Consider the following 26,234-nt stretch of genomic DNA (forward strand, 5'->3'; position numbering starts at 1 on the left):
GACGCGTTGAAACAAAAACAACTCACACTTACGAGAATGATTATGCCCGAAGAACAACATCAGTACATTGAGCTTTCCTTCGCCGTCCCGCCGCGGACAGCAAGCATTCAGGCCGACTATCACGTTGAGGAAAATGAGTGCGTAATCGACCTCGGTGTCCGGGACACGGAACAGGTTCGCGGCTGGAGCGGCGGCGCCCGCTCGTCTTTTACCATTGAGGAAACGACGGCGACTCCGGGCTATCGGGCCGGCAGCATCCCTGCGGGAGAATGGGCGATCATCCTCGGTGCCTACCGCGTACCAAAGCCGTGCAACGTCACGGTAACAGTGATACTTACCGAAATGGAATCCGTCTGGCTAAAGGGCGATCTTCATATGCATTCCGTTCACAGCGACGGCTCGTACACGCTTGATGAAATCGTGGAGCTTTGCGAGCAAAAGGGCTTGGATTTTATCGCGACGACCGACCATAATACAACAAGCCAAAATCAGTTTATTCATAAAGAAAGCCCGCTTACGATCATACCGGGTATGGAATTAACGACCAACTTCGGTCATTGTAATTTTTTCGGCGTCGCTGACCCGGTGCGTGATTTCCGGGCGATCACCGGCGACCAGGTCAGAGAACGGCTTACCGAGGCGAAGACGGCCGGCGCCACAATAAGCCTCAACCACCCCCATTGTCCTCAGTGCGGCTGGCACTGGGCTTGGGATCTCGACTATGACTTTGTCGAGGTATGGAACGGCCCTTGGCGCGAGGCAAATGCAAAAACAGTTGACTGGTGGCATCAGCAGCTTTGCCAGGGGAAACGAATTCCCGCCATTGGCGGCAGTGATACGCACCGGCCGCACCGCTATATCCAGCACGGTTCGCCGACAGTGTGGGTGTACAGCGACTCCCGCTCCGGCGAAAGCATCTTACGGGCGATCGAACAGCGGAGAGTGTCGTTAAGCTATTTACCGGAGGGACCGTTTGTCAGCCTGTCGTGCGAGCACTATACAACGGGCGATGTCGTCCCGCTTCCGTCTCCTGCACAGACCACCGTTCGGTTTGAGAGGCTGTCGCGCGGGGACCGAATCAAGATTATTTCAAATGATCAGGTGGAAAGCGAATCGATTCATCAGTCTGACGAGGGGCAGCTGCAAATTCCAGTCGAAGTGAACGGGCAATTATTTCTCAGAGTCGAGGTATGGCGGTATATGGAAGAGGCGGGACGGGAGATGATGGCGGCGATGAGCAACCCACTGTACTTTGAAGGAAAGCCGGGCCGTTGAACGAACTCTCCTTGCAGCATGAAGCAGTCCTTCCCCGTGAGACGAAGCTGCTTCTGGCCATTATCAGCATCAATGCTCTGGCAAACAGTTTATCGAATGTGTTTGTGAATGTCTTTCTCTTTCGTCTGTCTGACAATATTTACGAGGTGGCTCTCTTTAATTTCATCGCCTATGTCACCTGGCTGCCGGCCTTCGTCTTTGCCGGCTGGCTCTGTAAAAAGAAGGATCGGAAAATCGGCCTGATCATCGGCGGCTGCTTGCAGCTGCTGTTTTATCTCGCTATTTTAGCGTTAGCAGAGCAGGCGATCGACTGGGTGCCGTTGCTAGGTTTTGTTTTCGGAGTCGGCTCAGGCTTTTATTGGCTTTCGATTAATGTTCTCTCCGTTGATTTAACGAGTGAGCATAACCGGCTTTGGTTTAACGGAGTCAACGGGTTGTTCGGCTCTCTTTCGCAAATGCTCGGTCCTTTTATCGCCGGGCTGATCGTGACTTTCCTGCCTGATTTTTACGGCTATCAGCTGATTTTTTTCCTGTCTCTCCTCTTGTTCGCCAATACAATCTGGCTCACAACGCTATTGCCGGCCTACAAGCTGGAAGAACGGTTTCGCTGGCGAAAAATCATCGACGTTCATCGCAACCGTGAATGGAAACTGCTCTCCCTCGCCTTTGTCGGGCTATCTTTCCGGGACGGGGTAATCTCCTTTGTGATTGTCGTCTGGGTGTTCATGGTAACCGGCAGTGAATCGGTGTTGGGTAATTTCGTCTTCGTCACGACGCTTCTGTCGGTCATCACTTATTACGTCGTCGGAAAATGCAAAATGAGTCTCTCGCAGCAAGCATTGCTCATTACAGGCAATCTTGGTTTAAGCAGCGCGCTCAGCCTGTTCCTTTTCGATGTCAACTGGGTGATTCTCATCGCGTACGGGATTGTGGCGGCGATCAGCATTCCGCTGTTTGAGGTGCCGTTTAACACAATGTCGCTGAATAATATTGCCGAGCTGGATGACCAAGGGGCTACAAGAGTTGAATTGGTCATCTCTCGTGAAATCGCCTTAAGCGCCGGACGGGTGACAAGTGTCGGATTACTCGCGGCCGTTTACAGCTCCAGCTTGACAGAATCCTACCTCCCGGCCTTTTTAGCACTACTGATCGCCGTTGGCATGACCCCGCTTCTTCTCGTAAGGAAGTTGAAGCTGGCGGGAAAAGCGTGAGTGGGTTACATGAAGCTGCTAAAAAAGTGGAAATCGTACTTTTTCAGCAGCTTTTCCGTAATGAGCGTAGCCATTTCCTGATTTTGAAAGCCTTGCTACGAGAAACCCACTCGTAGCAAAGCGCGCAACGTGCGGAGTCATTACTCTTCTTCAAGTTACGAAAAAGGACGGGATCGTGGCGGTTACGCTCATGGCTTCGGACTTGTATAGGTCATGAGGAAGTGGAGGACGGTTATTTCTGAGGTGGGATTTTGGTAGGCGTGCACTTTGTCTCCGTTGAAGGTGATCGAGTCATATTGGTTTAACTCGTAGTGCTCCTCTTCGATTTGTATTCTTAAACGGCCTGTCATCACTGTGACGTATTCTGTCACGCCCTGCTGATGCGCGCCGGGACGATACTCGCTATGCGGTTGAAGAAACGCCCGATGAATCTCGCTAGATCCGTAGCTGGACACTTCAAACATCGGTTCGAGCGTGCACACTTCATTGGCACTGACTACTTTATTTCCTTCATGGCAGCGAGAAATTTGAATATCCTTTTGTTCATTTAGCAGAACGGAAAGCGGCACTGCCAGCCCATTCGCGATTTTCCAAATGACGGCCAGCGACGGATTCGATTCCCCCCGCTCGATATTGCCAAGAGTTAGCTTGCTGACGGAGGTGATCTCCGCTAGCTCCTGCAGGCTCATTTTCCGCTCCTGTCTTAGCTTCCGCAATGTCGCACCAAGATGTTTGGCCAATGCTTCTGCATCGTTCATATGCGAATTCATCAGCAGACCTCCTTTTTTAGTAGTTTTTTCACTCGAAAGGTAGTATATTATAGTTTATCAACAGTATATTTTAATATACAAAATGAAAAAGGTGAGTCGATGAAAGAAATTCTTATCGGAATCATTGCATCCATGTTTTTTGCCGTGACCTTTATTTTAAACCGTTCAATGGAAGTAACGGGGGGAAGCTGGATTTGGAGCTCGTCGTTGCGCTTTATTTTCATGTTTCCTTTTTTTCTTCTTATTGTACTTGCAAGAAAGAATATGAAACAAGTTTTATTTGAAATAAAGAGCCGTCCGCTGTCGTGGATTGGCTGGAGCTTTGTCGGCTTCGTGCTCTTTTACGCGCCGATCACCTATGCCGCCGCCTATGGACCGGGCTGGCTCGTCGCCGGCACCTGGCAGCTGACGATTGTCGCCGGCGTACTGCTGACCCCTTTCTTTTTCCATGAAGTAAAAACTACGACGGGTCCGAAGCGAATAAAAAACAGCTTGCCGCTCAAGTCACTGGCGATCTCTTTTATCATCCTTGCGGGTGTCATGCTGATCCAGCTCCAGCACGCGACGACGGTTTCAATTCAAGTTGTGCTGTTCAGTACACTCCCTGTCATTGTCGCGGCGTTTGCTTACCCTTTAGGCAACCGCAAAATGATGGAGCTGTGCGGCGGGCGGCTCGATACATTCCAACGGGTGTTTGGCATGACAGTGGCAAGCCTTCCGTTTTGGCTTGTACTGGCAAGCTATGGCTTGATCACAGTTGGTCCTCCCTCTTCAAGCCAGCTGCTGCAAGCGTTTATCGTTGCCGTCAGCTCCGGCGTCATTGCCACGACGCTGTTTTTTATCGCGACCGACCGCGTTCATGAAAACCCTGATCGTTTAGCTGGCGTGGAAGCGACCCAGTCAGCCCAGGTTTTATTCGTCCTGCTCGGTGAAATGTGGCTGCTCTCAAGTCCATTCCCTTCTGCCGCGGCGATCATTGGCCTGCTGATCATTATGGGCGGCATGCTAGCCCACAGCTATTTAACCAAGAAACCACAAAAACAAAGGACAGCCCCGTCACAGGGATAAAAAATCCACGTGGCGGTTTTTTCTTTGCAAACGATGTGCGGAGCTAAGGTCTTCCTCAATTCCTGTACTGCCTCACCATCAAAAAAACTATTTTTTCAGATAAGTTAGAAATTCGTTTTCAAATTGCGTTTTTCGGAGTATGATAGAAGTAAGCTTACAAGAAGGAGGAAACGGCTGTGAAACGATTTTGTGCTTTGACAATCTTGACTGCGTTTCTTCTTTCCATCTATGTCTACTTTCATGATCAGTCCAGCTATTCGACGGTGCATCCGCTGGAGACAGCCGACATCACTCACTTCTATGATCATGGCAGCGGTCATGCTTTTTATGACCTTGGAGACGGTAAGCTGAAAGTGGTCGTATCGTGGGCTCTCCCGGTTGAGCAGCTCCTGCCGATACTGCTTCTTGTCTTCGCCGTACCGGTATGGTATTACTTACGGGTCTTTCTTTTATTAAGGCCGATTATGTACCAAAGTAATTACGTTATCTCATCCCCTTCCTATACACGTTAAAAAAACTAACTTACTAGGGAGGTCGTTCGATTATGATGTGGATGAGATTGGTTGTAGTTGGCATGCTGTCTGTTACTGCGGTTAGTATTTTTGCCTTTCAATTTGTGGAAAGCTTCAATGCGTTTTTTGACATGTTTAAAAACAAATAAAACTGTTATGTAAAAAAAGGATGTCTCTCTCGTTCAAAACGTGCTGAGACATCCTTTCCTTTTTACCCAATCACATCTTTTTCAATTTCCTTCATTTGATAAAAGTAGCCGTTCGCTTTCATTAACTCCTCAAAGCTGCCTGCCTCAACTATACGGCCATCTTCCATCACAATAATTTGATCCATCCGTTCCAAACCGGTTAGACGATGACTGACCAGCACGACAGTCGCCCCCTCAGCCTGCCGGAAAAGCTCCTGATAAAGGCGCTCTTCCGTCAAAGCATCAACAGAGGAAGTCGGCTCATCGAGCAGCCAGACACGCGCCTGTTTCAGCATCGCCCGAGCCAGCGCCAGCCGTTGTTTCTCCCCGCCGGAGAGGTTCTCTCCCTTTTCAAGCACTTGATCATCTAATGACAGATGCTCCAACGCCACCCGCTTTAGCACAGCCTTCATCTCTTGATCGTTGGCCTCAGAAGAAGCAAGCTGCAAATTGTCACGAATCGTTCCGTAAAAGAAATGATTTTCCTGCAGAACCACATTCGCCTGCTCCCATATTTTTTCTTTCGATAGCTGCCGCAGCTCACTTCCGTTCCAACGGACGACGCCCTGCTCAGGCCCGACGATTCCGAGAAGCAATTGGAGTACCGTCGACTTGCCGGAGCCGCTCGCCCCGACGATCGCCGTTTTCGAGCCTCGCTTCAGTTCAAGGCTTATGTCCGTTAACGCCCGTCGCCCCTCCCCTGGATAGGTGTAGCTGACACGCTCAAACCAAATCTCCGGCACTTCATTCCCCGGCGACTGTAGCTCCGCTTCTGTCTCTGTCTGCGCTGGCTGCTCCACGACGGAAGCCAGGCGCCGCGCCGCACTTCGGCTATCTTCAAAATAGCTCGGGAAAGCAGCCATCGGTGTCGCGTTCTCAAAGACCGTGAGCGAGATCATGACAAGCATCGCTAAAAACAAACCGTCAAGCTCTCCTGTCGTCACCAAATAGGCGCCGAGAGCAAGCACAACCCATGAAACGAGCAGCGAGGCAGCCGTATTGACCGCTCGGCTCGCCAGAATCTGCCGTCCTTCCCTCTCCTGCTCACCAACATATTCAGCAGCGGCCCGCGACAGCTCAGCTTCTTTATTCGCCTGCTGCTGGTAAAGCGTAAGATCTTTAAAACCGTAAAGGAACTCCGTCACTTCCGTTGACAGCTCGCCCCGCTTGTCACGCAGATTACTATTCAGCCTGCGCTGGCGCAAAGCGAACCATGCCGGAATGAGGACACCAGTCAAAAAAAGACCGGTCAGCAGGACGAGCGCAATCGCCACTGAATAAAAAGCGGTGAAGACAATCGTCGCGAAAAAAACGAGCAACAGGACAACGAGCGGATAAAAGACCCGTAAAAAGAAATGCTGCAGGCTTTCAACATCGCCAACAATCCGCGCCAGCAGATCACCACTGCGATACGTTTGAAAAAGCGACGGCGCCAACGGTTCAAGCTTTTCATAAAAGGAAAGGCGCAGCCGGCTCAACATCGTAAACGTAGCGCGATGCGAATAGTACCGTTCGACATAGCGTCCGAGCGCCCGCAAAAAGCCAAAGAGCTTGACGAAAGCAATCGTCACCGTCAAGGCGTACAATGGCGGCATTAGCGCCCCCTTGGAGATCAGGTAGCCGCTTGAAGCAAACAGGCCGACAGCGGCGATCCCGGCCAAAAATCCGGCGATAACCGAGTAGACAATGTCCCTTTTTTCATGAAGCATCAGTTTCATAACCGCGGCAAGTTCCTTCATCCATCTCTCCCTCCCCTCTGTATCGAGATCATCTTACGGTAGTCCTCAACACGCTCCAGCAGCTGCTCATGTGTGCCGGCTCCAATCACCTTCCCGCCCTTTAGAAAAAGGATGTGGTCGGCATGCTTAATCGTGTGCAAACGGTGCGCAACCGTGATCACTGTCGATGATTGGGCAAGCTCGGCTAGCCCCTCTGAGAGAATCCGTTCTGTGCGCAAATCAAGACCGGTCGTCGGCTCATCAAAGACAATCACCGCCGGCCGCTTTAGAAAAGCGCGTGCGAGAGCGATTCGTTGCCGTTCTCCACCTGAAAGGCCACGGCCTCCCTCGCCGATTTGCGTTTGATAACCGTCTTTCAAATTTGCGATTACCTCGGCCATCCCAGCCTGCCGGGCCGCCTCTTCAATTTCTTGCCTGCTTACATCACGGGTGCTGCCAATCGCAATATTCTCAGCGATCGTTCCGCTGAATAAGTAAGGCTGCTGGGAAATATAGCTTACCTTGGCGAACCATGCTGTTTCGTCATAGGAAGAGAGCGGCTTTCCATCCACCAGCAATTCACCTTGGGAAAGCGGCAGCAGACCACTCAGCACATTGAGAAGTGTCGTTTTCCCCGATCCACTTGGCCCAACAATCGCCACTTGCGCGTACGGTGGAATATCCACGGTCACATCCGTTAAAGCAAACCCTTTCTCTTCATAACGAAAGCCGGCATTTCGTAAGGCGATCGCCGGAGGCTGATCATCCGGCAGCGTCAGACCTCCCCATTCCAGCCTCTGTCCTTCTTTCGTCAGCTCTGCTGAAATTTTTGCCGCGGCGCCCTTGCTGCTGCGGCCGGTATGAAAGGCGCTTCCCAGTTCCTTTAACGCCAAATAAAATTCAGGAGCGAGCACGAGGACAAAGAAGGCGGAGAAAAAGCTGATCCCCTGAAAGATAATAAGCTGCAAGCTTACTTCGAGCGCGATAATCCCCATGCTGAGCATCGAAATAAATTCAAGCATCAATGAGGAAATGAAGGCAATTTTCAGTACTTCCATCGTCGCCTCGCGAAAGCCGAGACTGCTCGCGCGGATTACTTCCTTCTGGCGCTTCGCCTGGCCAAAAAGCTTAAGGGTTACGAGGCCTTGAATCGTATCAAGAAATCTACCCGAGAAGGAGGCGAGCTTCTCCAGTTGCTCCTCCGACTTTGCCTGTGTCTTCATCCCGATAATCGCCATAAAGAGCGGGATAAACGGCGCTGTCACGATCATAATAATTCCAGTCGGAATATGCTGGGAAAAGACCGCGCCGAGAATGACGAGCGGCACGACCGCTGTTTGTATCAGCTGCGGAAGATAGGTGCTGTAATAGCTGTCCAGTTCATCGACCGCATCCATCATCATGCTCACCTTCTCTCCCGACTGACGCTGAAGCGCGGCCTGAAGCGGATCATCCCGGTATTTTTCGAGCAAGGCCCGACGGACCCGCTGTTTCACGCGGGTGGCGATCCCCACGCCGATTCGGCCGTTGATGTACGTGAGAAGCGCTCTTGCTCCAAGGACGGCGAGCAGCCCGTATAAAAATGGCAGAACTTCGGCAAAAGACTGCCCCGCTAAAAAGACCCGCTCGACAACCGTCACGAAGAAATAAGCCTGAGCGACAATCGTCGCCGCCGTCAGCACCGCAATGATGACGAGCCAAATCCGGCTCATTTTATATTCATTTGCAAATTGCTTGAGTTCCTTCATAGTAAGAATCTCCTCACTGCAAATTATTGTTTCAATTTAGTGAAACATTTCACATATCAACTGAAGCAAATACACCTTCGGAACATCAGAAAGACTTTGCTTCTCCTATTAGTATAGTGGAAACAGGAGAACAATGCCCGCTTTGAGAGTGACTGTTTTATGACAAAAAAAAGCCTGTCCCCCCCTGGAACAAAGCGATTAAAGAGCTTACAACGGTCCGTACTTCAGAAAACCAAGCCCATTCCAGTTCCCTTCACTCATAAACCATTTCTTTCAGTAAATAAATCGCAAGAAAACTACTGTATATGATTCCATCATAGACTTGTGAATTCATCATAATCAAGCTCACGATCCCAATAAAGAAAAAAAGCTTTATCACCAATGAAGAAGAAAAGGAAAACTTCTTATTAATAAAGCTCAGAATTACTTGAAAGATCAACAAGATAATCAGAAAATACACAGAAAATACCACTATACCCAAAACCAGATCTTGCTTTGAAAAATGGAGAAGGGTTTCTTTACTTTCACTAATAGAGATAAACATGACGGAAGCAATGAAACTATAAAAACTGATAAATATGAAATTTTTAACACTGACAAATTCTCTCTCATTCTCCATCTGATTATCACATCCCTATCATTACTTAGAAGTAAAGTGAACTACTTTTGACCGTCGCAAGTGGAATTAATAGCGACTTATTAGTACTTATATTATCTTTTTTTGGTAATATATTCAATGTTTTCCATTCTTGGCAATGGCTTCACACGCCACAAGCCCGTTGTGAGAAATCCACTCACAACGGGCTTTTAAAAAAATCGTGACGGTTCCGCTCATTGCTTAGAGGATGGGGCAAAAGGTAAAAAACAACCTTTTATCCCGGCCTCTACTAATGTTACGGTGTTTTGCTGTTATTGATTTCCTTTTTTCAGCGACTCGGCTACTTGTACGGTGCGTTTCGCTTGGTACTTTGCCGCTTCTTCTACATTTTCCTGCATATTGCCTTCCTGGTCGACGGTTACACTTGTTCCGTACGGGTTTCCGCCGGAAGCAAACAGCAATGGATCTGTATAGCCAGGAGCGGCGACAATCGCACCCCAGTGATACATTGTCGTATAGATGGAAAGAATTGTTGCTTCCTGACCGCCGTGGGCGTTGCTCGCTGAAGACATCGCGCTGACAACTTTATTCGCTAATTTGCCTGTCGCCCATAATCCGCCAGTCGTGTCAAGAAACTGCTTTACTTGCGCAGGTACGTTACCAAAGCGTGTCGGTGCGCTGAAAATAATCGCGTCCGCCCATTCAAGATCGTCAAGCGTTACTTCAGGGACGTCTGAAGTTGCCTCAAGATGAGCCTTCCACGCCGGGTTTGAGGCAATCGCCGCTTCCGGGGCAAGCTCAGGAACTTTCAGCACTTTCACTTCAGCACCCGCTGCTTTTCCACCTTCTTCAGCCCACTTTGCCATTTGATAATTGGTTCCTGTCGAACTGTAGTAAATCACCGCTAATTTGATTGACACATGCTCCAACTCCTTTTGATTAGATTGACCAAATAATTTCGCAAAGAAACCCATTGCTATTCACCTACTTTTCCCCATTTTGGCCGTGGGTAACCTTCGATAAACGAAAAAACCGGCTCGTTTATCTCTGCTTTATATAGTACCACGTAATATATTCTTAATTCAAGATATTTTACTTTAATTTTGTAAGTGAATTTAGATTTCTATACTTGGTCTTTCTACATCACTAGGTTGCACATTTCGGTACGATCTATCCCTCGTCTTTCGCATCGCGCAGCTTATCGACACCTTGAGCGTAATAGCCTAACTTCTTTAACAATTCAATCAAGCTCGTTTTCTCTTCTGACTCCAGCCCGGCAAAAATCGTCATCAGCGCTTCCTTATGGAGAGGGAAAATTTCGTCCATCCGCTCTTTGCCTTTCTCTGTAATCGAGGCATGGATGATCCGACGGTCTGTCGGACAGGGCTTTCGTCTGATCAGCTGTTTTTTTTCTAATTTATCGACGACATAAGTGATACTGCTGCTGGCAATTAACACCTTTTCGCCGATCTTCTGAATGGGCTGGTCCCCTTTATGGTAAATAAGCTCCAGCACAGCAAACTCGGTCGGATTCAACCCATAAGACCGGATATCTTCTTCCACCTTTTTTCTTACCGTCTGCACAGCACGGGATAATACGATAAATAACTTTAACGATAGTTCCTCACCCGTTGACTCAATCTTCTCTAAAGTCACTTACTATCCCTCCTTTGAACGTAATCTTTTCTCTTTGATGTTCAACATTCCCCACAATCAAAAATCACTCCCTTGATCCGCCATTACCATCTTCTTCGACTACATATTTAAGAGCCGTCATCTTATTATCCCAAAATTGCTCATAAAAGGAAAGCCACTCCTTCACCTCAAGCAGGGCCTGCGCTTCAAGCTGATAACGCCTTTCACGTCCTACCTTTTTAGCAGACACAAGCTTTGATTCTTCAAGGACGCGCAAATGCTTAGAGACCGCAACACGGCTTATTTGGAAATGCTGACTGAGCATCGTCACCGACTGACGTTTCCCGGCAAGCAATCGCAATAATTTCCTTCTTGTCGGATCAGCAATCGCCTGAAAAATATCAAGCTTTTCAGCTCCCATTATGCTTCCACCACTTGTCGCAGTCTTTCTTGAACAATAGCCTCCCAACCTTGATTCATCCGCTCGCGAATCTCTTTATTCGTTTGTCCAGGTCCTCCCGGATGAATCTCATCAGCGGCTCCCCAGCCTGAGTGAATGAGGGTAAATTCAGTTTCATCGCCTGTCTCTTTTAAAAGAAAAGTGACTTGCCAGCCCTCTTCTCCCCAGGAAAACGCCAGGCGGTTCGGGGGATCGAGTTCAAGCACTTTACACGCTGTCGGTCCAAAAGGAGAATGGATCGTAAACGAATAGCCCATCTCCGGCTTGAAATCATTTGGCATAAACCAAGCTTCCATTCCCTCCTGTGTTGCGACTGTCTTCCATACTTTCTCAATTGAAGCGCGAAACGTCGCCTGCTTGCGAATTTCAGGTACTTCCATTTTGCTCATCTGCCATTCCTCCTGTTTCAGTTGCTTTTGCATTCATCATACGAAACCTTTTGGTTACATGTCAACAAAAAAACCACAGTGCGGCTTTTTCTTATCGTCCCTTACATTTCCACTATAATTTTGCAACATAAGGCTACACTATATGTACGAACTCAAATGAGAGGTGATAAAAATGGCAAAGAAGGAAGAGGAATATACGGACTTTTCAAATGTCGAGACACAGCGCTCGTTTCTGACAGCGGAGGAATTTCCGGAAGGGTCTTACGGTACGCCGAAAGGGAAGGACGTACCCGTGGAGAATAAAGATACCCCGTGGCGAGAGCATCAAACATACTACAATAGCTACGGCTATGAATTTCGCAATTTGCATCAGGACCTTCCCCGCCAGTTTCCCGAGGCTCATCATACGCATGATGAAGCCGATAAAAATGAAGAAGAGCCTTACACATAACAAAGCTGCTGAAAATGTGAAAGTCGGACGTTTTCAGCAGCGGCCTTTTTCCCTTTTTTGAAAAGGAATAACGTTTGAAAATTGGTAGAAGGCCTGTCGTTCTTTTTCATGTGGAATGAGGCGGTGGACATCTTCGAGCTGCGCAACTCGCCTTAATTCCGCCAGCAGAACATCATGAAGTGACCTCGTCTCCAATTCAGCAAGCAAAACTGCGTTTAAGGTAAACCACTCGATGCTTTTCGTTTGAAACTGTTCTAGTTCATTCCAGCGTAAATAGCGGTAGGCAATCGGCGGCAAGGCCGCCTCGCATGTCGGTTCCAGCAGACTTTCGCAGCATTTCTTTACGGTTTGTTGATGTTGGTTCATGAGCGCACAATCCTTTTTCCAGTCTTCCTTTCATTATATAGAGGAGCCGCCCGCATCCTCTACAATAAAATACAGGCTCCGCTTGAAGATATTAGCATTGAAAAAAAGGATAGGCCGGACGAAAGGTAAAAGAATCTTTGTCCAGCCTCTTTGCTCATACTCCGATTCGGCAATAGCCCGTCACAGGTTTATTAGGAGGGGGGCTTCCCAATAACCCTTGTGCCTGAAGAGGCTGCTGAAAAAGGATGATTTTCACTTTTTTCAGCTTTCAGCGGGCCCCTGCCCGAACGGCTTATTGCTGGAACTGCGCTTCTTCGGTAGAGCCCGTCAAGGCAGTCGTCGAAGCTGTCCCGCCTGATACGACCTGTGCCACCTCGTCAAAATAGCCCGTGCCAACCTCACGCTGATGGCGCGTCGCGGTATACCCGTGCTCCTCCGCCGCAAATTCAGCCTGCTGAAGCTCCGTGTACGCGCCCATTCCACGCTTTTTATAGTCTCTGGCCAGCTCAAACATACTGTAATTTAAAGAGTGGAAGCCGGCTAATGTGACAAACTGGAATTTGTAGCCCATTTTACTCAATTCGATTTGATACGTTTCAATCGCCTCGCGGTCGAGATTGGCTTGCCAGTTGAAGGAAGGAGAGCAATTATAGGCCAGCATTTTTCCAGGAAAACGAGCATGAATCGCTTCAGCGAACTGCCGTGCCTCCTCCAGACTTGGCTTCGAAGTTTCGCACCAGAGCAAATCAGCATACGGCGCATAGGCGAGACCGCGAGCAATCGCCTGATCAATTCCAGCCTTTGTCCGGTAAAAGCCCTCTGCTGTTCGCCCCCCGGTAATGAACGGGGCATCCGCCGGATCGATGTCACTCGTAATCAGGTCGGCTGCGTCGGCATCCGTCCGGGCAATAATGACAGTCGGCACACCAGAAACATCGGCCGCCAGCCGGGCGGAGACGAGGTTGCGAACCGCCGTTTGTGTTGGAATAAGAACCTTCCCACCCAGGTGGCCGCATTTCTTTTCCGAAGCGAGCTGGTCTTCAAAATGAACGCCCGCCGCCCCGGCTTCAATCATCGCTTTCATCAGCTCAAAGACATTAAGCTGTCCGCCAAAGCCGGCCTCCGCGTCAGCGACGATCGGGGCGAAATAATCAACGTCGCCTTCTCCTTCCATATGTTGAATCTGATCAGCCCGGGCAAGTGCATTATTCATTCGCTTCACAACCTGAGGGACAGAGTTCGCCGGATACAAGCTTTGATCGGGATACATCTGACCGGCAAGATTGGCATCCGCCGCGACCTGCCAGCCGCTTAAGTAAATCGCTTTCAAACCGGCCTTCACCTGCTGGACGGCCTGATTTCCTGTCAGGGCGCCAAGTGACTGAACAAACGGTTCTTCTCTTAACAGCTTCCACAGCTTCTCCGCTCCTGCCCTCGCAAGTGTATGCTCAATCTGAATCGAGCCTCTTAGACGCATCACGTCGTCTGCTGTATACGGCCGCTCGATCCCCTGCCAGCGCGCCTCTGTTTCCCATTGCTCCTGCAGCCTTTCCGCTTCCAATCGTCCATTTTGCTTCATCATACTCTCCTCATCTCCTGTCTTTATAATGTTTTGCAAAATATCTGTCGTCCCCATTTCATACTAGCAATGTACTATAACAGAATATATTTTGCATTTTTATAATATAACAGAAACAACATAAAAACAATCACTTATTTTAAAATTTTTTGACTATTTTAATGATTTGTCTTATAAATCCTCTAATTCCTCTTTTCTGTTATACATCAGAACAACAAAAAAATGCCGCCAAAGGTTGTGTTTCAACCTTGTGACAGCATTCCTTTCGCTATGATTTTACAGCATGCAGCCGTTTAGAGACTAAGCCGTGCTTCGGCGAAAAAATAAAACTGATCAGAAACACCAGGCCTGTCGCAAAAGCCATTGAACCGGAGATCGACGTATCGATCCAGGCTGCGAGATAATAGCCGACGACTGCTGAAATGACGCCAAAGGAGCTGCTCAGAACAAGCATTGTCAACAGCTTATCTGTCCACAAATAGGCGGAAGCAGCCGGAGTAATCAGCATCGCCACGACCATAATTGCTCCAACAGCATCGAACGAAGCGACCGTCGTAATCGAAACGAGGCTCATAAAAAGATAATGCATCAGCAAGACTGGTATACCTAAGCTTGCCGCCAGCGCCGGATCAAATGAGGTGATTTTCCACTCTTTATATAAAACAATGACAAAGAAGAGGACAATCAGAAAGACAAGGGCCAGCATCGCCGTCGTTCTTGGGATTTCCCCGATGATCGGCAGCTCCATCATGTTAAAGGGAACAAAGGTGATCTCGCCCATTAACGCATGCTTCACATCAAGATGAGCATTTCCAGCTGACGTCGCAATTAAAATAACGCCAATTGAAAATAAAGTCGTAAAGACAATTCCCATTGACGCATGAAGCTCAATGTCCAATGAATGGAGCCATTGGACGAGAAAGGCAGTCAGCAAACCGGCGAGAATCGCTCCGATTAACATATGCGGGCCTTGGAGTTCCCGCGTGATCAAAAAAGCAATGACGATCCCGAGCAGGACGGTATGACTGATCGCATCCGACATCATCGCCATCTTTCGCAAAATAAGAAACACGCCGATCAAGCCGCAAGACAGACCAACTAAAGACGCCGTCAAAAGAATCCAGGCTGTATACGTCATGATCCTACCCCTTTAGTATAAAGCTGTGCCTTCTGCTGCTCCCGCTCTACTTGCTTTTTCTGAGCCTTAAATTGCAAATGTTGGACCAATACCCCTTTTTCCTTGCCGAAAAGAAGGGAAACGACAAAGCAGGCAGCCGCGGCGACAACGATAAACGGACCTGTCGGCCAGCCGCTTCCTAACGCACTGATCGCGGTGCCGACCGAGCCAGCTATCCCGCCAACGATTGCTGATAGCAGAACCATCCATTTAAACGATTGCGTCCAGTAACGCGCGCTGACCGGCGGAATAATCAGTAAAGCAGCGATCAAGATGACGCCGACCGCTTGGATGCCGATAACGATCGTCATGACCAGCACAGCTGTATAAAGTATATTCATCCACGTTAGCGACAAACCGAGCCCTTTGGCAAAGCCCGCATCAAACAAATAAAGCTTCCACTCCTTAAAGCCGATTACAACTACGAAGATGACGAGAAGCGCTAAGCTGGTCATCGTATACACATCGGCGCGGACCATCGAAGCTGCCTGACCGAAAATGAAGCTGTCCAGACCGCTCTGATTTCCGCCGGCTGTCCGGTTCACCACCGTTAACAGCATAATTCCGAGCCCAAAAAAGACCGAAAGCACCATGCCCATCGCTGTATCAGCGGTTACCCGTGTCGCCGTTTGAATCCATTGAATAAAGAAGGCACCGAGCAAGGCACTGATCGCCGCTCCGATAATCATAATGAACAAATTCTTTTCTCCTAATAGGAAAAAAGCGAGCACCACCCCAGGCAGGGAGGCGTGAGCAAGCGCATCACTCATCAGGCTCTGCTTGCGCCAATAAGCGAGGCAGCCAATCGTGCCAGCCGCAATTCCAAGAATCATCGTACTAATCAATACCCATTGAGTGTTACTACTTAAGAGAATGGACCACATGCTGCTGCTCCTCTCTTAGTAAACGCATATTTCCTCCATATGCTCTTGTAATATTATCATTTGTAAAGACTTCCTTCGTTTTACCATGATCGATCACCGTGCGGTTCAGCAGCAAGACATGGTCAAAATAATCCGCAACCGTCTGCAAATCATGGTGGACGACCATCACCGTTTTCCCGCGCGCCTTTAATTCCTTCAACGTCGTCATAATCGCCCGTTCCGTCGCGGCATCGACCCCGGCGAGCGGCTCATCCATAAAATAGAGATCAGCCTGCTGCACCAATGCCCGCGCTAAAAAGACACGCTGCTGCTGGCCGCCTGACAGCTGGCTGATCTGCCTGTTTGCATAATCAGCCATCCCCATTTTATCGAGCGCTTCATAAGCCTTTTTCTGATGCGAACGGGATGGCCACTTGAGCCATCCGATCTGTCCATATAACCCCATCGTCACAACATCCAAAGCATCGGTCGGAAAATCCCAATCAACCGATCCCCTTTGCGGCACATAGCCGATTCGCTTCTTCGCTTTTTTGAATGGCAGGCCGAAAAAGCGGACCGTTCCTGACAAAGCAGGATGAAGCTGCAGAATCGTTTTCAAAAACGTCGACTTTCCCGCGCCGTTCGGGCCGACAATTCCCGTTAACGAACCGGCCTCTACTTCTACATCGACATCGTGCAACACCGTTTGCTTCCGGTAAGCCGCAGCTAAATTTTCCACTTGCAGCACTGCTTCTGCCATCTTACTCATCTCCTCCGCTTAACGCTTCATAGATCGTCTCGACATTGTGGCGGTACATCCCGATGTACGTTCCTTCCTCGGTGCCAGCTTCACCCATCGCATCCGAATACAGCTCTCCGCCCAATTCAATCTCAACGCCCTCATTTGCCGCTCCTTCGATCACCGCCTGGATCGTCCGGGCCGGTATACTCGTTTCAACGAAAATAGCAGGAATTTGGTGCTCCTTCACAATCGCAATCGTTTCATTAATGTCAGAAACCCCCACTTCATCTTCTGTGCTTAGCCCTTGGAGACCGATAACTTCCATCTCAAACGCATTTCCGAAATACCCAAAGGCATCATGAGCTGTGACAAGGACGCGCTGCTCCTCCGGGATCCCGCTGAGCTTCTCCAGCGCCTCCTGATGCAGCTCTTCAAGCTCGGCGAAATACGCTGCTTTATTGGCTTCAAAATCATCAGCATGATCAGGAGCATAAGCTTTTAATTCCTCTACCGCCGCCTCAAGCGCCTGCTTCCAAAGACGGATGTCAAACCAGATATGAGGGTCAACCACTCCGTCCTCCTCTTTTAACAATTGATCCTCTGAAATCGTATCACCAATCGCCACAACCGGTTTTTCCGCAGCAATTTGATTGAAAATCTCAACCATATTGACCTCTAAATCAAGACCACTGTAAAAAATCACGTCCGCTTCCTGCAATGTCGCAATATCTCCCTGAGTGGCATTATAGAGATGAGGATCAACGGATGGTCCCATTAAACTGTTTACCTCAATATAGTCGCCGCCAATCACCGATAACGGTTCCCCGATTTGTGCAATCGTCGTTACGACTTTTATCGTTTCTTCCGCCTCTTCCCCTTCACCACCTGTCCCGGTCTCCGCTTGATTACAAGCAGCGATCATCCAACCGAATAGGACAGCCAACACAACAAACCTCCAACTTTTCTTTTTCATGATTTCCCCTCCAAATTCTTACTCGATTATCCTGGTTGCAAATATGCGTACATGCACAAACATTTTATGTAGACAAATATATTTGTCTAGGTAATGTTTGTTTCCCTAAGGAAACTTTACTCCCAAAAAAAAACATTGTCAATATCTTTTTTTCCGCTGCCGGTCTTTCCTAACAAAACCATGAACGTATTTTAGCAAAAGAGAATGGACCAGACTGGACCATTCTCTCCCTTTATTCTATGCAATTGTATTCATCCGGGCTACTGGGGTTATCCCGTTCTCTTATAACCTAAGCCTCTCGTATTCCGGGCAATAAACTGCTGAGTTTCTTCCACAATCCGTTCCTGGTCGTAATCGAGTGAAGCGACATGATAGGAATTTGTCAGCGTACGCACCTCTTTTTGTTCTGAGCCAATCGCACGTAAAATGAGATCGGTGCTCGCCGGCGGGACGACATGATCTTCCGTTGATTTGAAGCAAAAAACAGGTGTATTGATTTGGGCGAGCTTCGCTGGAGTACGGTTCATTAATGTCTGCAGCTGGTGAATCGCGGCTACCGGTACTTTGTCATAGGTGATTTCCTGAACATCCTGGCGTTTGATGTCTGGGTTGACTTCATCGACATATGCAGGAGCTGAGACATCCCGCAAATACTCATAGCCTGGAACGCGCAAAGCGGCATTGATGAGCACCAGTCCTTTCACTTCCGGGTATTTTTCGGCCAGCCAAAGCGCCAATGTTCCTCCCATTGATTGTCCGACGACAAATACAGACGAGCATTGCTCCTTTACGTATTTGTAGCCTGCTTCGATATCAGAAAACCAATCCTGATAGGTCGCGCGCTCTAAATCCTGATAATGTGTGCCATGTCCCTTTAAGCGGGGCGCATAAACAGTGTAGCCGTATTCCGCCAGCTTTTCCCCGAGAAATGCAACACTTTGCGGCGTACCGACAAAGCCGTGCGAGATCAAGATTCCAATGTCGTTTCCTTTCTTATAAAAGGCTTCTGCTCCTTCGATCACCGGGTAGCTTTCTTTCATCTCTGTTTCCTCCTTAGCTTTGTTCGCTTTTATGAAGCGCTCTTCGTTTCCGAACATTGTCATATTCTGTTTCAACCTCTGATAAGGTCAGCTCGTAAAGATGATGGCCATCTTTCTTATAAACGCCTAAGTGCAGTAATTTTTTAATTAATTCTTCTTTCCTCCGAAGAACTGCTTCACTTAATTGTGACATTTGCTTACCTCCTCAACTGATAGGTTCATGTATCAAATTGACATTGGATAAACCAGTTCCTAGCTTTCAGCTGACCTAAACAAAAACGCCTAACCTTAAAACACGAAAAGGTTAGGCCTTCGTTTGCCGATCAGCTTAAGATACACCTATTATAAATCTTATTATTCCGACCTGTCAACTATATTTTATAACAAAAAGAAAAGCAGGGCTAAGACAAAAGGGTTTTTTTATCTTTTGCCCAGCCCTTACCGAAAAAACAAATAATACATGAGGCGACTTCAATCTGAAGCCGCCGGCAGCGAAAACCTGAATACATAGGCTTGCTCGTATTGCGCCTTCACCTGATCCTGAACCGACTGAAAGTATTCACTCTCTCCAGAAATGTCGATAAAGCTGCCAGGTCTTTTTCTCATCAACTGGACATGGAAGCCTTCATTCGTAAAAGCCGAGGCAATCTGATCAAGCGTATGGACATTCGCCTTTAAATGACTGTACTGTTCAATCGTCTTTTGAAAATGAGCGGCGCTCGGGTTATCACTCAGGTCGGTATACGTTACATAATATACGCCACCCGGCTTCAATGCCTGCTTGATTTTACGCGCATGTGTTTTCAAATCGTCGATTAAATAAATAACCGACAAAGCGAAGGCTAGATCAAACGTTTGCTCCAGCTGTTCAGGAGAGCCTGTCGCCACATAGCTAAGCGGCAGATCCCGCTTTCTTTCATTGGCGAGCTTGACCGACTCCACCCCGCGATCAATGCCGACGCCTGCCTTAAATGGCTTCACGCTGTACAAATAGCGTAAAAAACCGCCGCGGTTGCAGCCGAAATCAAGCACCGAATAAGTGGAAAGATCCTCTTCCTTCATATACGAAACAATCTCTTTCCATCCATCAATATGCTGCGCTTCCATGTTTTCTTCCTCTGCGGCATGATCCCACCAAACATCGTAAAGCTGCTCATTCTTACTCATTGCTGTCGCCACTCCTTCTCTATTTTAGTTAAACAGGTTCGGATAAAAGCCTTGCGCTAAAGTTTCCACCGTATAGGCCATCCGATTTCCAGGAAGAACACTTTCGAGCGTAATTGCGACAAAACGTTCATTTTGTACGGCTTCCAGTTGCGAAAGCGCCGGATCATTTTTAATATCCTCTATTTTCTGCTCCAATGACGGCGAATCGTAATCGTGAACGACGATCACGTCTGGGTCTCGCGCCAGCACTTCCTCGTAGCTTACGGTCGTCCACTGCTGGTCGGTAATATCATCGAATACATTCCTTCCGCCGGCATATTCAATCAGTAACGTTTCAAAATTCGTCCCTCCGGCTGTGAAGACGCCATCACCACCACTGTCATAAACGAGGACCTTCACCGGTTCTTCGCCGGAAATTGTCTCCTCTACAGCGGCAATCCGCGCTTCCTGATCGGCAACATACGCTTCCGCCGCCTCTTCAATCTCGAAAATTTTTCCGATATCGCGAATTTCCTGATACATTTCTTCAAGAGACGTTGCGCTGTTCATGTATGTTGTCATCCCTAATCCGGCTAATTCGTCAACATCCAGTCCTTCGCCGCCAAATTCCCAGTCAATGCCGTAAATAAAGTCGGCTCCGCTCGTCGTCACCGCTTCTCGCGTCGCTGAGCCATACGTCAATTCAGGAATCTTCGCATACTCTTCTTCATACTCAGGAAGCGGTCCTCTGCTGTGATTTTTAAGGCTGTTGCCAATCACATAATCCGTTAAGCCAAGAGCAATAAACAATTCAGTCGTGTTCGGACCTAATGTCAGCACCTTCGTCGGCTTTTCCGTTACCGTTACTTCTCTGCCGTAGTTATCTAAAGTCAGCGCTTCAGAATCCGTCGCGGCCTCTTCAGCCGTTCCTGTTTCCTCCTGCGAACCCGTTCCTTCTGCTTCCTCCGTTTCGCCTGTTTCCTGATCCGCCGTCCCGCAGCCGGCCAGTAGTAAGCCAATCAGCGCGATCATTATGAAGCCACCTATCCATCTTTTTTTCATCCTGTTCCTCTCCTTTATAAGTGTAGGCTTTCCGGTAAATAAGTAATTGAGATTTTTTTCGTTACCGGATGTATCATCACATCGGCTTTAATGCCGTAAACCTCCTGAATCGTTGCCGGGGTCAAAATGTCCTCCGGCGTTCCGGCCTTTTGCAATCGACCGTCTTTTAGTACGTAAAGCCGGTCACAGTACAAGGCGGCGAGATTCAAATCATGGATCGCCGATAACACTGTTACGCCGAGCCCTTTGATCAAATCAAACATTTGCAACTGAAAGTGGATATCCAAATGATTGGTCGGCTCGTCCAAAAGCAGAAAATCTGTTTGCTGCGCGAGCACCCGTGCCAGTAACACCCGCTGTTTCTCCCCACCGGAAAGTTGAAGATAATTTCGTTTCGCCATCTCTTTCATCCCGGTCTGCGCCAACGCTTTTGCGACAATCTCTTTATCCGCCGGCGTGTCGCCATCAAACAGCTTCTTATGCGGGCTCAGCCCCATCGCAACAATTTCCTCGACTTTAAAATCAAACGGGACTGCATTTTCCTGGCCGACGACTCCGATTTTCTGAGCGGCTTTCCTGTTGTTCATTTTCAGCAGATTTTCGCCGTCTAAGAGCATCGCCCCGGAATCCGGCTTAAGTGCCCGGTATAAATTTTTCAGCACGGTCGATTTGCCGCTGCCATTCGGACCGATAATGCCGATAAACTCCCCCTTCGTCACATGAAGGTGAATATCTTCAATGATTTTGTTCTCGTCATACGAAAAGCTCAGCTGCTCTACTTGCAGTTTCATCATTTCACCACCTTCATACTCGTGATTTCCGCTTCAAAAGCCAAATGAAGAACGGTCCGCCTACTAAAGCGGTCAATAGCCCGATCGGCAATTCCTGCGGGGCGATCACCATTCGCGCCGCGACATCGGTCCAGACGACGATAATCCCGCCGAGCAAAGCGCTCACAATCAGTACCCGCTTATGGTCTGAACCAATGAGCAAGCGTGTCATATGCGGCACCATTAAGCCGATGAATCCAATCGATCCGCTGACGGCAATCGTCACCCCGGCTAAAAGCGAGGCAATCAGGACGAGCAGCTTTTGCAGCCGGCTCACATTGAATCCTAACGTCCCGGCTGCTTCATCTCCCAGCAATAAAGCATTTAATGCCCGATGCTGAATCATCAGCACCGTCATACAAATGACGATCACAATGAGAGGAAGCTGCAAATATCCCCACTTCGCCCCGGCGAGACTGCCCGACATCCAAAAGGTGGCGTTATGTAACCCTAGTGCATTCGGGGCGCTTAAGGTTATAATGTTTGTAATTGCATCCATGATCATCGCGATCGCGACACCTGAGAGCAGAAGCTGGGTAATGTTGATTCTTCCTTTCACCCGGGAAATCGTATAGACGATGATAATCGTCGCCGCCGCTCCGATGAAGGCGCTGATCGAAAGCGCATATGTTCCTAAAAAGGCAAAAACCCCGAACAGCATGCCTAATGTTGCCGTTGCCGCCGCCCCTGACGAGATCCCGAGAATAAACGGGTCAGCCAAATGGTTGCGGACTAATGCCTGCATCGTTACCCCGGTGACAGCAAGCGAAGCGCCAACAATCATGCCGAGCAGCACCCGTGGCATCCGCAAGCCCCAGACAATATTTTCATCGAGGTCCGTCCAGCTCACAACAAAAGACTCGGACAGAAAGGGAATCCTGCTAAGAACGATTTTGGCGACGGTCAGCGGATGAACCGAAACAGGGCCGATGCCGATTGCTAAAATAATCGATAAAATACCGATGAGGACGAGTAATGAGACAATCACCTTCATATTCGGCTCATCTCGGTTAAATCGTTTTCTTATTCCGGCTATTTTCTTCCCAGACATGATCTTTCCTTTCGCAGTGTTTATTTTCGATTAAGAAAAACGCGTAGTGGCTTTTCTTTGAATCATCCCGCACATTGTTCCCCATTCTTATCTTTTCTACCTAACATTGAATTCACTATAAAACGATCGGTGTTACGTTTCTGTAAAATTGTAACACGGTTGGACTGGCCTGTATAGTTTTAATTATCAATCTTTTTTCGCCGCAGAAAAAAACGGCAGTGGAAAAAGGGGAACAAACATCCCTTTGCCACTGCCGTTGTCACACGCTCTCGTCTACTTCCTTAAAAGTCAAAATGATCCGGATCGGGACCGACCCGTTTGTTCTGATTCAACTGATTGATTCTCTCCATGTCTTCTTGCTCAATCTCGAAATCAAAGACGGAGCTATTTTCAATAATACGCGTTTCCTTTGTCGACTTCGGAATCGTCACGACACCATTTTGCAAGTCCCAGCGTACAATCATTTGCGCTACGCTTTTTCCATATTTGGCCGCCAGCTCGTTTAACTCTTCATTCTGCAAAAGCTGCCCCTGCATCAATGGAGACCACGCTTCCAGCTGAATCCCCTGCTCGTGGCAGTAAGCATGCAACTCTTTTTGCGCCAGGCGCGGGTGGTATTCGACCTGATTGACCATCGGTTTGACAGTTGCTGCCTTAAGCAGCGTCTCCAGATGATGAATATGGAAATTACTAACGCCAATCGCTCTCACTTTTCCCGCTTGATAAAGGGTTTCCAGCGCTCTCCACGCTTCTTCATACTTCCCTTCCACCGGCCAGTGAATTAAATAAAGGTCAAGGTAATCGAGCCCCAGCTTCTGCAAGCTGGCATCAAACGCAGCCAATGTTTCCTCATAGCCTAAATCCGCATTCCACACCTTCGACGTCACAAACAATTCTTCCCGCGTGAGATCGTTCTCCCGCAAGGCTTCACGAATGGCTTGTCCGACTCCTGCTTCATTGCCGTAAATCGCTGCAGTATCAATACTGCGGTAGCCATGCTTAATCGCTGCCTTCACAGCGGCTACAAGCTCCGCTCCCTCTTCGACTTGAAAAACACCAAGGCCAAGCCACGGCATCTTGACTCCATTATGCAAAGTTGTTGTTGATTGTAGGTTCATTTTTATCGCTCCTTAAAATAATTAGTAATTATGCAGCGTCTGCTGCAAGCTGCTCTTTCTTTTCCAGCGCGCGGCTGATCACCGTTAAGATGACGGCGATGACGACCATCAGCGCGCCAATCCAGGCCGTATGAATCAGTCCGATCGAGTCGACAATCTGACCACCCATGTACGAGCCAATCGCGATCCCGGCGTTGAACGCGGCGATATTCACCGCAGAAGCCACATCAACGGCGCTCGGCACAAAACGTTCCGCGAGCATGACGACATAGACCTGCAAGCCCGGTACATTCATAAAAGCAAGCAGCCCCATCGCCAATACGGTAAGTAAGCCGGCGACTTTAAACGGGATCGTAAACGTCAGCACAACTAGGACGAGCGCCTGTAAACTGAACATCACGAGCAATGCCCGCAACGGATTGCTGTTCGCGACTTTTCCACCAATCATATTCCCAATGGCAATCGCCAAACCATAGATAAACAGGATGAATGTCACCGTTCCTTGCTGGAATCCTGTTATTTCCTGAAGCAGCGGTGATAAATAGGTGAAAACAACGAATGTCCCGCCATACCCACATGCCGTCATCAAGAAAACGAGCAACAAACGTCGATTTTTCACAAGCTTAATTTGCTCGGAAAAGCGGGTTGCGACTCCCCTTCTCAAGTTAGATGGAACAAGAATACTGTTGGCGATAAAAGCAAGCAGCCCGACCGCCACGATCGCGACGAATGCTGTCCGCCAGCCAAATTGCTGTCCGATGAATGTCCCGATCGGCACGCCGGTGACCGTCGCCACCGTTAACCCGGTGAACATGATCGAGATCGCACTTGCTCTCTTATTGGCCGGCACCAGATCGGCCGCCATCGTCGAGCCGATCGACATAAAGACGCCGTGCGCCAACGCGGAAATGACCCTTGCGACAAGCAGCATACCGATGCTTGTCGCACCGGCGGCAAGGCTGTTACCGATCATAAAGACAAGCATGATCCAGAGCAGCAGCGATTTCTTTGACATGCCTGATGTTAATGCCGTTAAAACCGGCGCGCCGACCGTCACCCCCAATGCGTACAACGAAACGGTTAAACCCGCCAATGAGACGGAAATTCCCAAATCGTCAGCAATTAACGGCAGCAGGCCGACGCTGATAAATTCAGTCGTCCCTATCGCGAACGCACTGACCGCCAAGGCGAGCAGTGCGAGGATATGTCTGTTTTTTCCTTCTGTCATTCTGCAGCCTCCCCTTGTTTTATTCGTCCAAAAAAGCGATCATGGACGAAGCAATTGTTATTATGCGCCCTACACTTGCAAAAAGGAAGAACGCACTTTAAAGTAAGATAAGCACCAAAAAGTGCGATAGGTACTTTTTAGTGCCTATGAACATGGAGGTTATTATGAAAAGGAAAAAATATAATATTTCGGTCGAAGCGACGTTGGAAGTCATTGGCGGGAAGTGGAAGTGCGTGATTCTTTGCCATTTGACACATGGAAAAAAACGCACGAGCGAGCTGAAGCGGCTGATGCCCAATATCACACAAAAAATGCTGACTCAGCAGCTGCGTGAGCTGGAGGAAGACGGCGTGATTAACCGCATCGTCTATCAGCAGGTTCCTCCGAAGGTCGAATATGAGCTAAGTGATTACGGACAAACATTGCGGGGAATTTTAGATGCGCTTTGCAATTGGGGGGAAACGCATATCACCAAAGTATATGGCGATAAATTCGCCGTCCTTGAAAAAAGCGTTTTAACTGAGCAGCCGGAAGAGGCGCAAACGGAAGAAGATCTTGCGCCGAACAGAAGCTAAATATGAAATCTAGGGGCAGCGCCAAAAGGTAAAAAAATAACCCTTCGGCACTGCCCCGTTGAGAATACGAAGTCTCGTCTTACATTGCGGATTGATGGGCGCGGCGTCACACTCATCAAACTACTTTATTTAGCACCTCGTTTAATCCCCAATCGTTCTTTAATCGCAAACTGAAGCAATTGAGAAAAGTTTAGCTTCTCTGCTTCTCCGGCATCGTTCAACCATTTGGGAATCGTCAATGTTTTCTTTATCGATTTATTTTCAATCTCCTCAAAGCTCCGCCGTTGGATTTCCACCTGCCCTTCCCTCCTGCAGGAGTCGACCCTCCCATCCCGTCCGCTTTTTTAGAGGAGATAAGGAAATCTACTTCTTGCTTTCACCATGTTCACAGAATAGTTCATTTTCTTCTCTCCGAACTTATCATTGTATTGAGATTATTTTCATTTATCGGTATGATAAGA

At 48.5% G+C, this 26,234-nt stretch carries 27 protein-coding genes and 1 pseudogene; 6 read left to right on the forward strand and 22 right to left on the reverse strand.

What is annotated here, in order from left to right; all coding sequences use genetic code 11:
• Positions 1-6 precede the first annotated feature (6 nt).
• Positions 7-1,275, forward strand: coding sequence for a CehA/McbA family metallohydrolase (locus ABMB67_RS12050; protein ID WP_354572195.1), 1,269 nt, complete (start codon positions 7-9; stop codon positions 1,273-1,275).
• The gene (locus ABMB67_RS12055; RefSeq protein ID WP_354572196.1) at positions 1,272-2,486 is read left to right on the forward strand and encodes an MFS transporter; all 1,215 of its coding nucleotides are present in this window, start codon (positions 1,272-1,274) and stop codon (positions 2,484-2,486) included. The genes ABMB67_RS12050 and ABMB67_RS12055 overlap by 4 nt, the downstream gene beginning before the upstream one ends.
• 188 nt (positions 2,487-2,674) lie before the next feature.
• On the opposite strand, the gene ABMB67_RS12060 is transcribed toward ABMB67_RS12055, so the two are convergent.
• Entirely contained in the window at positions 2,675-3,256 is a 582-nt protein-coding gene (locus ABMB67_RS12060) for a helix-turn-helix domain-containing protein (RefSeq protein WP_354572197.1), read from the reverse strand.
• 99 nt (positions 3,257-3,355) lie between these two features.
• Here ABMB67_RS12060 and ABMB67_RS12065 point away from each other — a divergent pair, with 99 nt between their 5' ends.
• Together ABMB67_RS12065 and ABMB67_RS12070 are read left to right on the forward strand one after the other, a co-directional pair.
• Positions 3,356-4,324: a DMT family transporter gene (locus tag ABMB67_RS12065; RefSeq protein ID WP_354572198.1), complete on the forward strand. Its 969-nt coding sequence runs from the start codon at positions 3,356-3,358 to the stop codon at positions 4,322-4,324.
• 176 nt (positions 4,325-4,500) lie between these two features.
• A complete protein-coding gene (locus tag ABMB67_RS12070; RefSeq protein ID WP_354572199.1) occupies positions 4,501-4,836 on the forward strand; it encodes a hypothetical protein in 336 nt (111 codons plus the stop codon).
• A 211-nt stretch (positions 4,837-5,047) separates the two neighbouring features.
• On the opposite strand, the gene cydC is transcribed toward ABMB67_RS12070, so the two are convergent.
• From cydC to ABMB67_RS12100, 6 genes are all read right to left on the reverse strand, one after another.
• Positions 5,048-6,763: a thiol reductant ABC exporter subunit CydC gene (gene cydC, locus ABMB67_RS12075; RefSeq protein ID WP_354572200.1), complete on the reverse strand. Its 1,716-nt coding sequence runs from the start codon at positions 6,761-6,763 to the stop codon at positions 5,048-5,050.
• The gene (cydD, locus tag ABMB67_RS12080) at positions 6,760-8,490 is read right to left on the reverse strand and encodes a thiol reductant ABC exporter subunit CydD (RefSeq protein ID WP_354572201.1); all 1,731 of its coding nucleotides are present in this window, start codon (positions 8,488-8,490) and stop codon (positions 6,760-6,762) included. The genes cydC and cydD overlap by 4 nt, the downstream gene beginning before the upstream one ends.
• A gap of 909 nt (positions 8,491-9,399) precedes the next feature.
• Positions 9,400-10,062, reverse strand: a complete 663-nt coding sequence (gene wrbA, locus ABMB67_RS12085; protein ID WP_251223319.1) for an NAD(P)H:quinone oxidoreductase — start codon at positions 10,060-10,062, stop codon at positions 9,400-9,402.
• 196 nt (positions 10,063-10,258) lie between these two features.
• The gene (locus ABMB67_RS12090; protein WP_251223320.1) at positions 10,259-10,744 is read right to left on the reverse strand and encodes a MarR family winged helix-turn-helix transcriptional regulator; all 486 of its coding nucleotides are present in this window, start codon (positions 10,742-10,744) and stop codon (positions 10,259-10,261) included.
• Between the two features lie 64 nt (positions 10,745-10,808).
• Complete coding sequence (locus ABMB67_RS12095) at positions 10,809-11,144, reverse strand: ArsR/SmtB family transcription factor (protein WP_354572202.1); 336 nt, start codon at positions 11,142-11,144, stop codon at positions 10,809-10,811.
• On the reverse strand, positions 11,144-11,572 hold the full coding sequence (locus tag ABMB67_RS12100; protein ID WP_354572203.1) for an SRPBCC family protein: 429 nt from the start codon (positions 11,570-11,572) through the stop codon (positions 11,144-11,146). The genes ABMB67_RS12095 and ABMB67_RS12100 overlap by 1 nt, the downstream gene beginning before the upstream one ends.
• Positions 11,573-11,744: 172 nt before the next feature.
• Here ABMB67_RS12100 and ABMB67_RS12105 point away from each other — a divergent pair, with 172 nt between their 5' ends.
• Complete coding sequence (locus tag ABMB67_RS12105; RefSeq protein WP_354572204.1) at positions 11,745-12,023, forward strand: cytosolic protein; 279 nt, start codon at positions 11,745-11,747, stop codon at positions 12,021-12,023.
• Between the two features lie 33 nt (positions 12,024-12,056).
• On the opposite strand, the gene ABMB67_RS12110 is transcribed toward ABMB67_RS12105, so the two are convergent.
• The 14 genes from ABMB67_RS12110 to ABMB67_RS12175 form a co-directional block, all read right to left on the reverse strand.
• Positions 12,057-12,389 carry a hypothetical protein gene (locus tag ABMB67_RS12110; protein ID WP_354572205.1) on the reverse strand — a complete coding sequence of 111 codons (333 nt, stop codon included), beginning with the start codon at positions 12,387-12,389 and terminating at the stop codon, positions 12,057-12,059.
• A 292-nt stretch (positions 12,390-12,681) separates the two neighbouring features.
• Positions 12,682-13,971, reverse strand: a complete 1,290-nt coding sequence (aceA, locus tag ABMB67_RS12115) for an isocitrate lyase (protein WP_354572206.1) — start codon at positions 13,969-13,971, stop codon at positions 12,682-12,684.
• A 265-nt stretch (positions 13,972-14,236) separates the two neighbouring features.
• Positions 14,237-15,106, reverse strand: coding sequence for a metal ABC transporter permease (locus ABMB67_RS12120; protein WP_354572207.1), 870 nt, complete (start codon positions 15,104-15,106; stop codon positions 14,237-14,239).
• Positions 15,103-16,029 carry a metal ABC transporter permease gene (locus tag ABMB67_RS12125; RefSeq protein ID WP_354572208.1) on the reverse strand — a complete coding sequence of 309 codons (927 nt, stop codon included), beginning with the start codon at positions 16,027-16,029 and terminating at the stop codon, positions 15,103-15,105. Before ABMB67_RS12125 ends, ABMB67_RS12120 begins: the two co-directional genes overlap by 4 nt.
• Positions 16,007-16,768 carry a metal ABC transporter ATP-binding protein gene (locus tag ABMB67_RS12130; protein WP_354572209.1) on the reverse strand — a complete coding sequence of 254 codons (762 nt, stop codon included), beginning with the start codon at positions 16,766-16,768 and terminating at the stop codon, positions 16,007-16,009. Before ABMB67_RS12130 ends, ABMB67_RS12125 begins: the two co-directional genes overlap by 23 nt.
• A gap of 1 nt (position 16,769) precedes the next feature.
• Positions 16,770-17,723, reverse strand: a complete 954-nt coding sequence (locus ABMB67_RS12135; protein WP_354572210.1) for a metal ABC transporter solute-binding protein, Zn/Mn family — start codon at positions 17,721-17,723, stop codon at positions 16,770-16,772.
• A 269-nt stretch (positions 17,724-17,992) separates the two neighbouring features.
• Positions 17,993-18,763: an alpha/beta hydrolase gene (locus ABMB67_RS12140; RefSeq protein ID WP_354572211.1), complete on the reverse strand. Its 771-nt coding sequence runs from the start codon at positions 18,761-18,763 to the stop codon at positions 17,993-17,995.
• Positions 18,764-18,776: 13 nt separating this feature from the next.
• Positions 18,777-18,956 carry a Fur-regulated basic protein FbpA gene (locus tag ABMB67_RS12145; protein WP_251193281.1) on the reverse strand — a complete coding sequence of 60 codons (180 nt, stop codon included), beginning with the start codon at positions 18,954-18,956 and terminating at the stop codon, positions 18,777-18,779.
• Positions 18,957-19,234: 278 nt separating this feature from the next.
• Complete coding sequence (locus ABMB67_RS12150; protein ID WP_251223331.1) at positions 19,235-19,930, reverse strand: class I SAM-dependent methyltransferase; 696 nt, start codon at positions 19,928-19,930, stop codon at positions 19,235-19,237.
• A gap of 24 nt (positions 19,931-19,954) precedes the next feature.
• Positions 19,955-20,971, reverse strand: coding sequence for an ABC transporter substrate-binding protein (locus ABMB67_RS12155; RefSeq protein WP_354572212.1), 1,017 nt, complete (start codon positions 20,969-20,971; stop codon positions 19,955-19,957).
• A 14-nt stretch (positions 20,972-20,985) separates the two neighbouring features.
• Positions 20,986-21,762, reverse strand: a complete 777-nt coding sequence (locus ABMB67_RS12160; protein WP_354572213.1) for a heme ABC transporter ATP-binding protein — start codon at positions 21,760-21,762, stop codon at positions 20,986-20,988.
• 13 nt (positions 21,763-21,775) lie between these two features.
• Positions 21,776-22,852, reverse strand: coding sequence for a FecCD family ABC transporter permease (locus ABMB67_RS12165; protein ID WP_354572214.1), 1,077 nt, complete (start codon positions 22,850-22,852; stop codon positions 21,776-21,778).
• Between the two features lie 281 nt (positions 22,853-23,133).
• Positions 23,134-23,970: an aldo/keto reductase gene (locus ABMB67_RS12170; RefSeq protein ID WP_390188844.1), complete on the reverse strand. Its 837-nt coding sequence runs from the start codon at positions 23,968-23,970 to the stop codon at positions 23,134-23,136.
• 28 nt (positions 23,971-23,998) lie between these two features.
• Positions 23,999-25,198, reverse strand: coding sequence for an MFS transporter (locus tag ABMB67_RS12175; RefSeq protein ID WP_354572215.1), 1,200 nt, complete (start codon positions 25,196-25,198; stop codon positions 23,999-24,001).
• 164 nt (positions 25,199-25,362) lie between these two features.
• Between ABMB67_RS12175 and ABMB67_RS12180 the strand changes: the two genes are divergently transcribed.
• The gene (locus ABMB67_RS12180; protein ID WP_354572216.1) at positions 25,363-25,773 is read left to right on the forward strand and encodes a winged helix-turn-helix transcriptional regulator; all 411 of its coding nucleotides are present in this window, start codon (positions 25,363-25,365) and stop codon (positions 25,771-25,773) included.
• A 125-nt stretch (positions 25,774-25,898) separates the two neighbouring features.
• Here ABMB67_RS12180 and ABMB67_RS12185 read toward each other — a convergent pair.
• Positions 25,899-26,045 (reverse strand): annotated as a pseudogene (locus tag ABMB67_RS12185) (type II toxin-antitoxin system HicB family antitoxin); the annotation flags it as partial.
• Between the last annotated feature and the right edge of the window lie 189 nt (positions 26,046-26,234).

The organism is Halalkalibacter oceani, from assembly GCF_040544555.1.
In the GTDB taxonomy this organism is placed as follows: Bacteria; Bacillota; Bacilli; order Bacillales; family Bacillaceae_D; genus Halalkalibacter; species Halalkalibacter oceani.

Excerpts from the sequence above, each read along its gene's own strand:
- cydD (WP_354572201.1), bottom strand. The coding sequence starts at position 8,490 with ATGAAGGAACTCAAGCAATTTGCAAATGAATATAAAATGAGCCGGATT.
- ABMB67_RS12150 (WP_251223331.1), bottom strand. The coding sequence starts at position 19,930 with ATGAGTAAGAATGAGCAGCTTTACGATGTTTGGTGGGATCATGCCGCA.
- ABMB67_RS12160 (WP_354572213.1), bottom strand. The coding sequence starts at position 21,762 with ATGAAACTGCAAGTAGAGCAGCTGAGCTTTTCGTATGACGAGAACAAA.
- ABMB67_RS12065 (WP_354572198.1), top strand. The coding sequence starts at position 3,356 with ATGAAAGAAATTCTTATCGGAATCATTGCATCCATGTTTTTTGCCGTG.
- cydC (WP_354572200.1), bottom strand. The coding sequence starts at position 6,763 with ATGAAGGAACTTGCCGCGGTTATGAAACTGATGCTTCATGAAAAAAGG.
- ABMB67_RS12110 (WP_354572205.1), bottom strand. The coding sequence starts at position 12,389 with ATGAACCAACATCAACAAACCGTAAAGAAATGCTGCGAAAGTCTGCTG.
- ABMB67_RS12120 (WP_354572207.1), bottom strand. The coding sequence starts at position 15,106 with ATGACGTATACAGCCTGGATTCTTTTGACGGCGTCTTTAGTTGGTCTG.
- ABMB67_RS12175 (WP_354572215.1), bottom strand. The coding sequence starts at position 25,198 with ATGACAGAAGGAAAAAACAGACATATCCTCGCACTGCTCGCCTTGGCG.
- ABMB67_RS12100 (WP_354572203.1), bottom strand. The coding sequence starts at position 11,572 with ATGAGCAAAATGGAAGTACCTGAAATTCGCAAGCAGGCGACGTTTCGC.
- ABMB67_RS12105 (WP_354572204.1), top strand. The coding sequence starts at position 11,745 with ATGGCAAAGAAGGAAGAGGAATATACGGACTTTTCAAATGTCGAGACA.
- ABMB67_RS12145 (WP_251193281.1), bottom strand. The coding sequence starts at position 18,956 with ATGTCACAATTAAGTGAAGCAGTTCTTCGGAGGAAAGAAGAATTAATT.
- ABMB67_RS12140 (WP_354572211.1), bottom strand. The coding sequence starts at position 18,763 with ATGAAAGAAAGCTACCCGGTGATCGAAGGAGCAGAAGCCTTTTATAAG.
- ABMB67_RS12060 (WP_354572197.1), bottom strand. The coding sequence starts at position 3,256 with ATGAATTCGCATATGAACGATGCAGAAGCATTGGCCAAACATCTTGGT.
- ABMB67_RS12165 (WP_354572214.1), bottom strand. The coding sequence starts at position 22,852 with ATGTCTGGGAAGAAAATAGCCGGAATAAGAAAACGATTTAACCGAGAT.
- ABMB67_RS12170 (WP_390188844.1), bottom strand. The coding sequence starts at position 23,970 with ATGAACCTACAATCAACAACAACTTTGCATAATGGAGTCAAGATGCCG.
- ABMB67_RS12180 (WP_354572216.1), top strand. The coding sequence starts at position 25,363 with ATGAAAAGGAAAAAATATAATATTTCGGTCGAAGCGACGTTGGAAGTC.
- aceA (WP_354572206.1), bottom strand. The coding sequence starts at position 13,971 with ATGATGAAGCAAAATGGACGATTGGAAGCGGAAAGGCTGCAGGAGCAA.
- ABMB67_RS12095 (WP_354572202.1), bottom strand. The coding sequence starts at position 11,144 with ATGGGAGCTGAAAAGCTTGATATTTTTCAGGCGATTGCTGATCCGACA.
- ABMB67_RS12125 (WP_354572208.1), bottom strand. The coding sequence starts at position 16,029 with ATGTGGTCCATTCTCTTAAGTAGTAACACTCAATGGGTATTGATTAGT.
- ABMB67_RS12155 (WP_354572212.1), bottom strand. The coding sequence starts at position 20,971 with ATGAAAAAAAGATGGATAGGTGGCTTCATAATGATCGCGCTGATTGGC.
- ABMB67_RS12135 (WP_354572210.1), bottom strand. The coding sequence starts at position 17,723 with ATGAAAAAGAAAAGTTGGAGGTTTGTTGTGTTGGCTGTCCTATTCGGT.
- ABMB67_RS12130 (WP_354572209.1), bottom strand. The coding sequence starts at position 16,768 with ATGGCAGAAGCAGTGCTGCAAGTGGAAAATTTAGCTGCGGCTTACCGG.
- wrbA (WP_251223319.1), bottom strand. The coding sequence starts at position 10,062 with ATGGGTTTCTTTGCGAAATTATTTGGTCAATCTAATCAAAAGGAGTTG.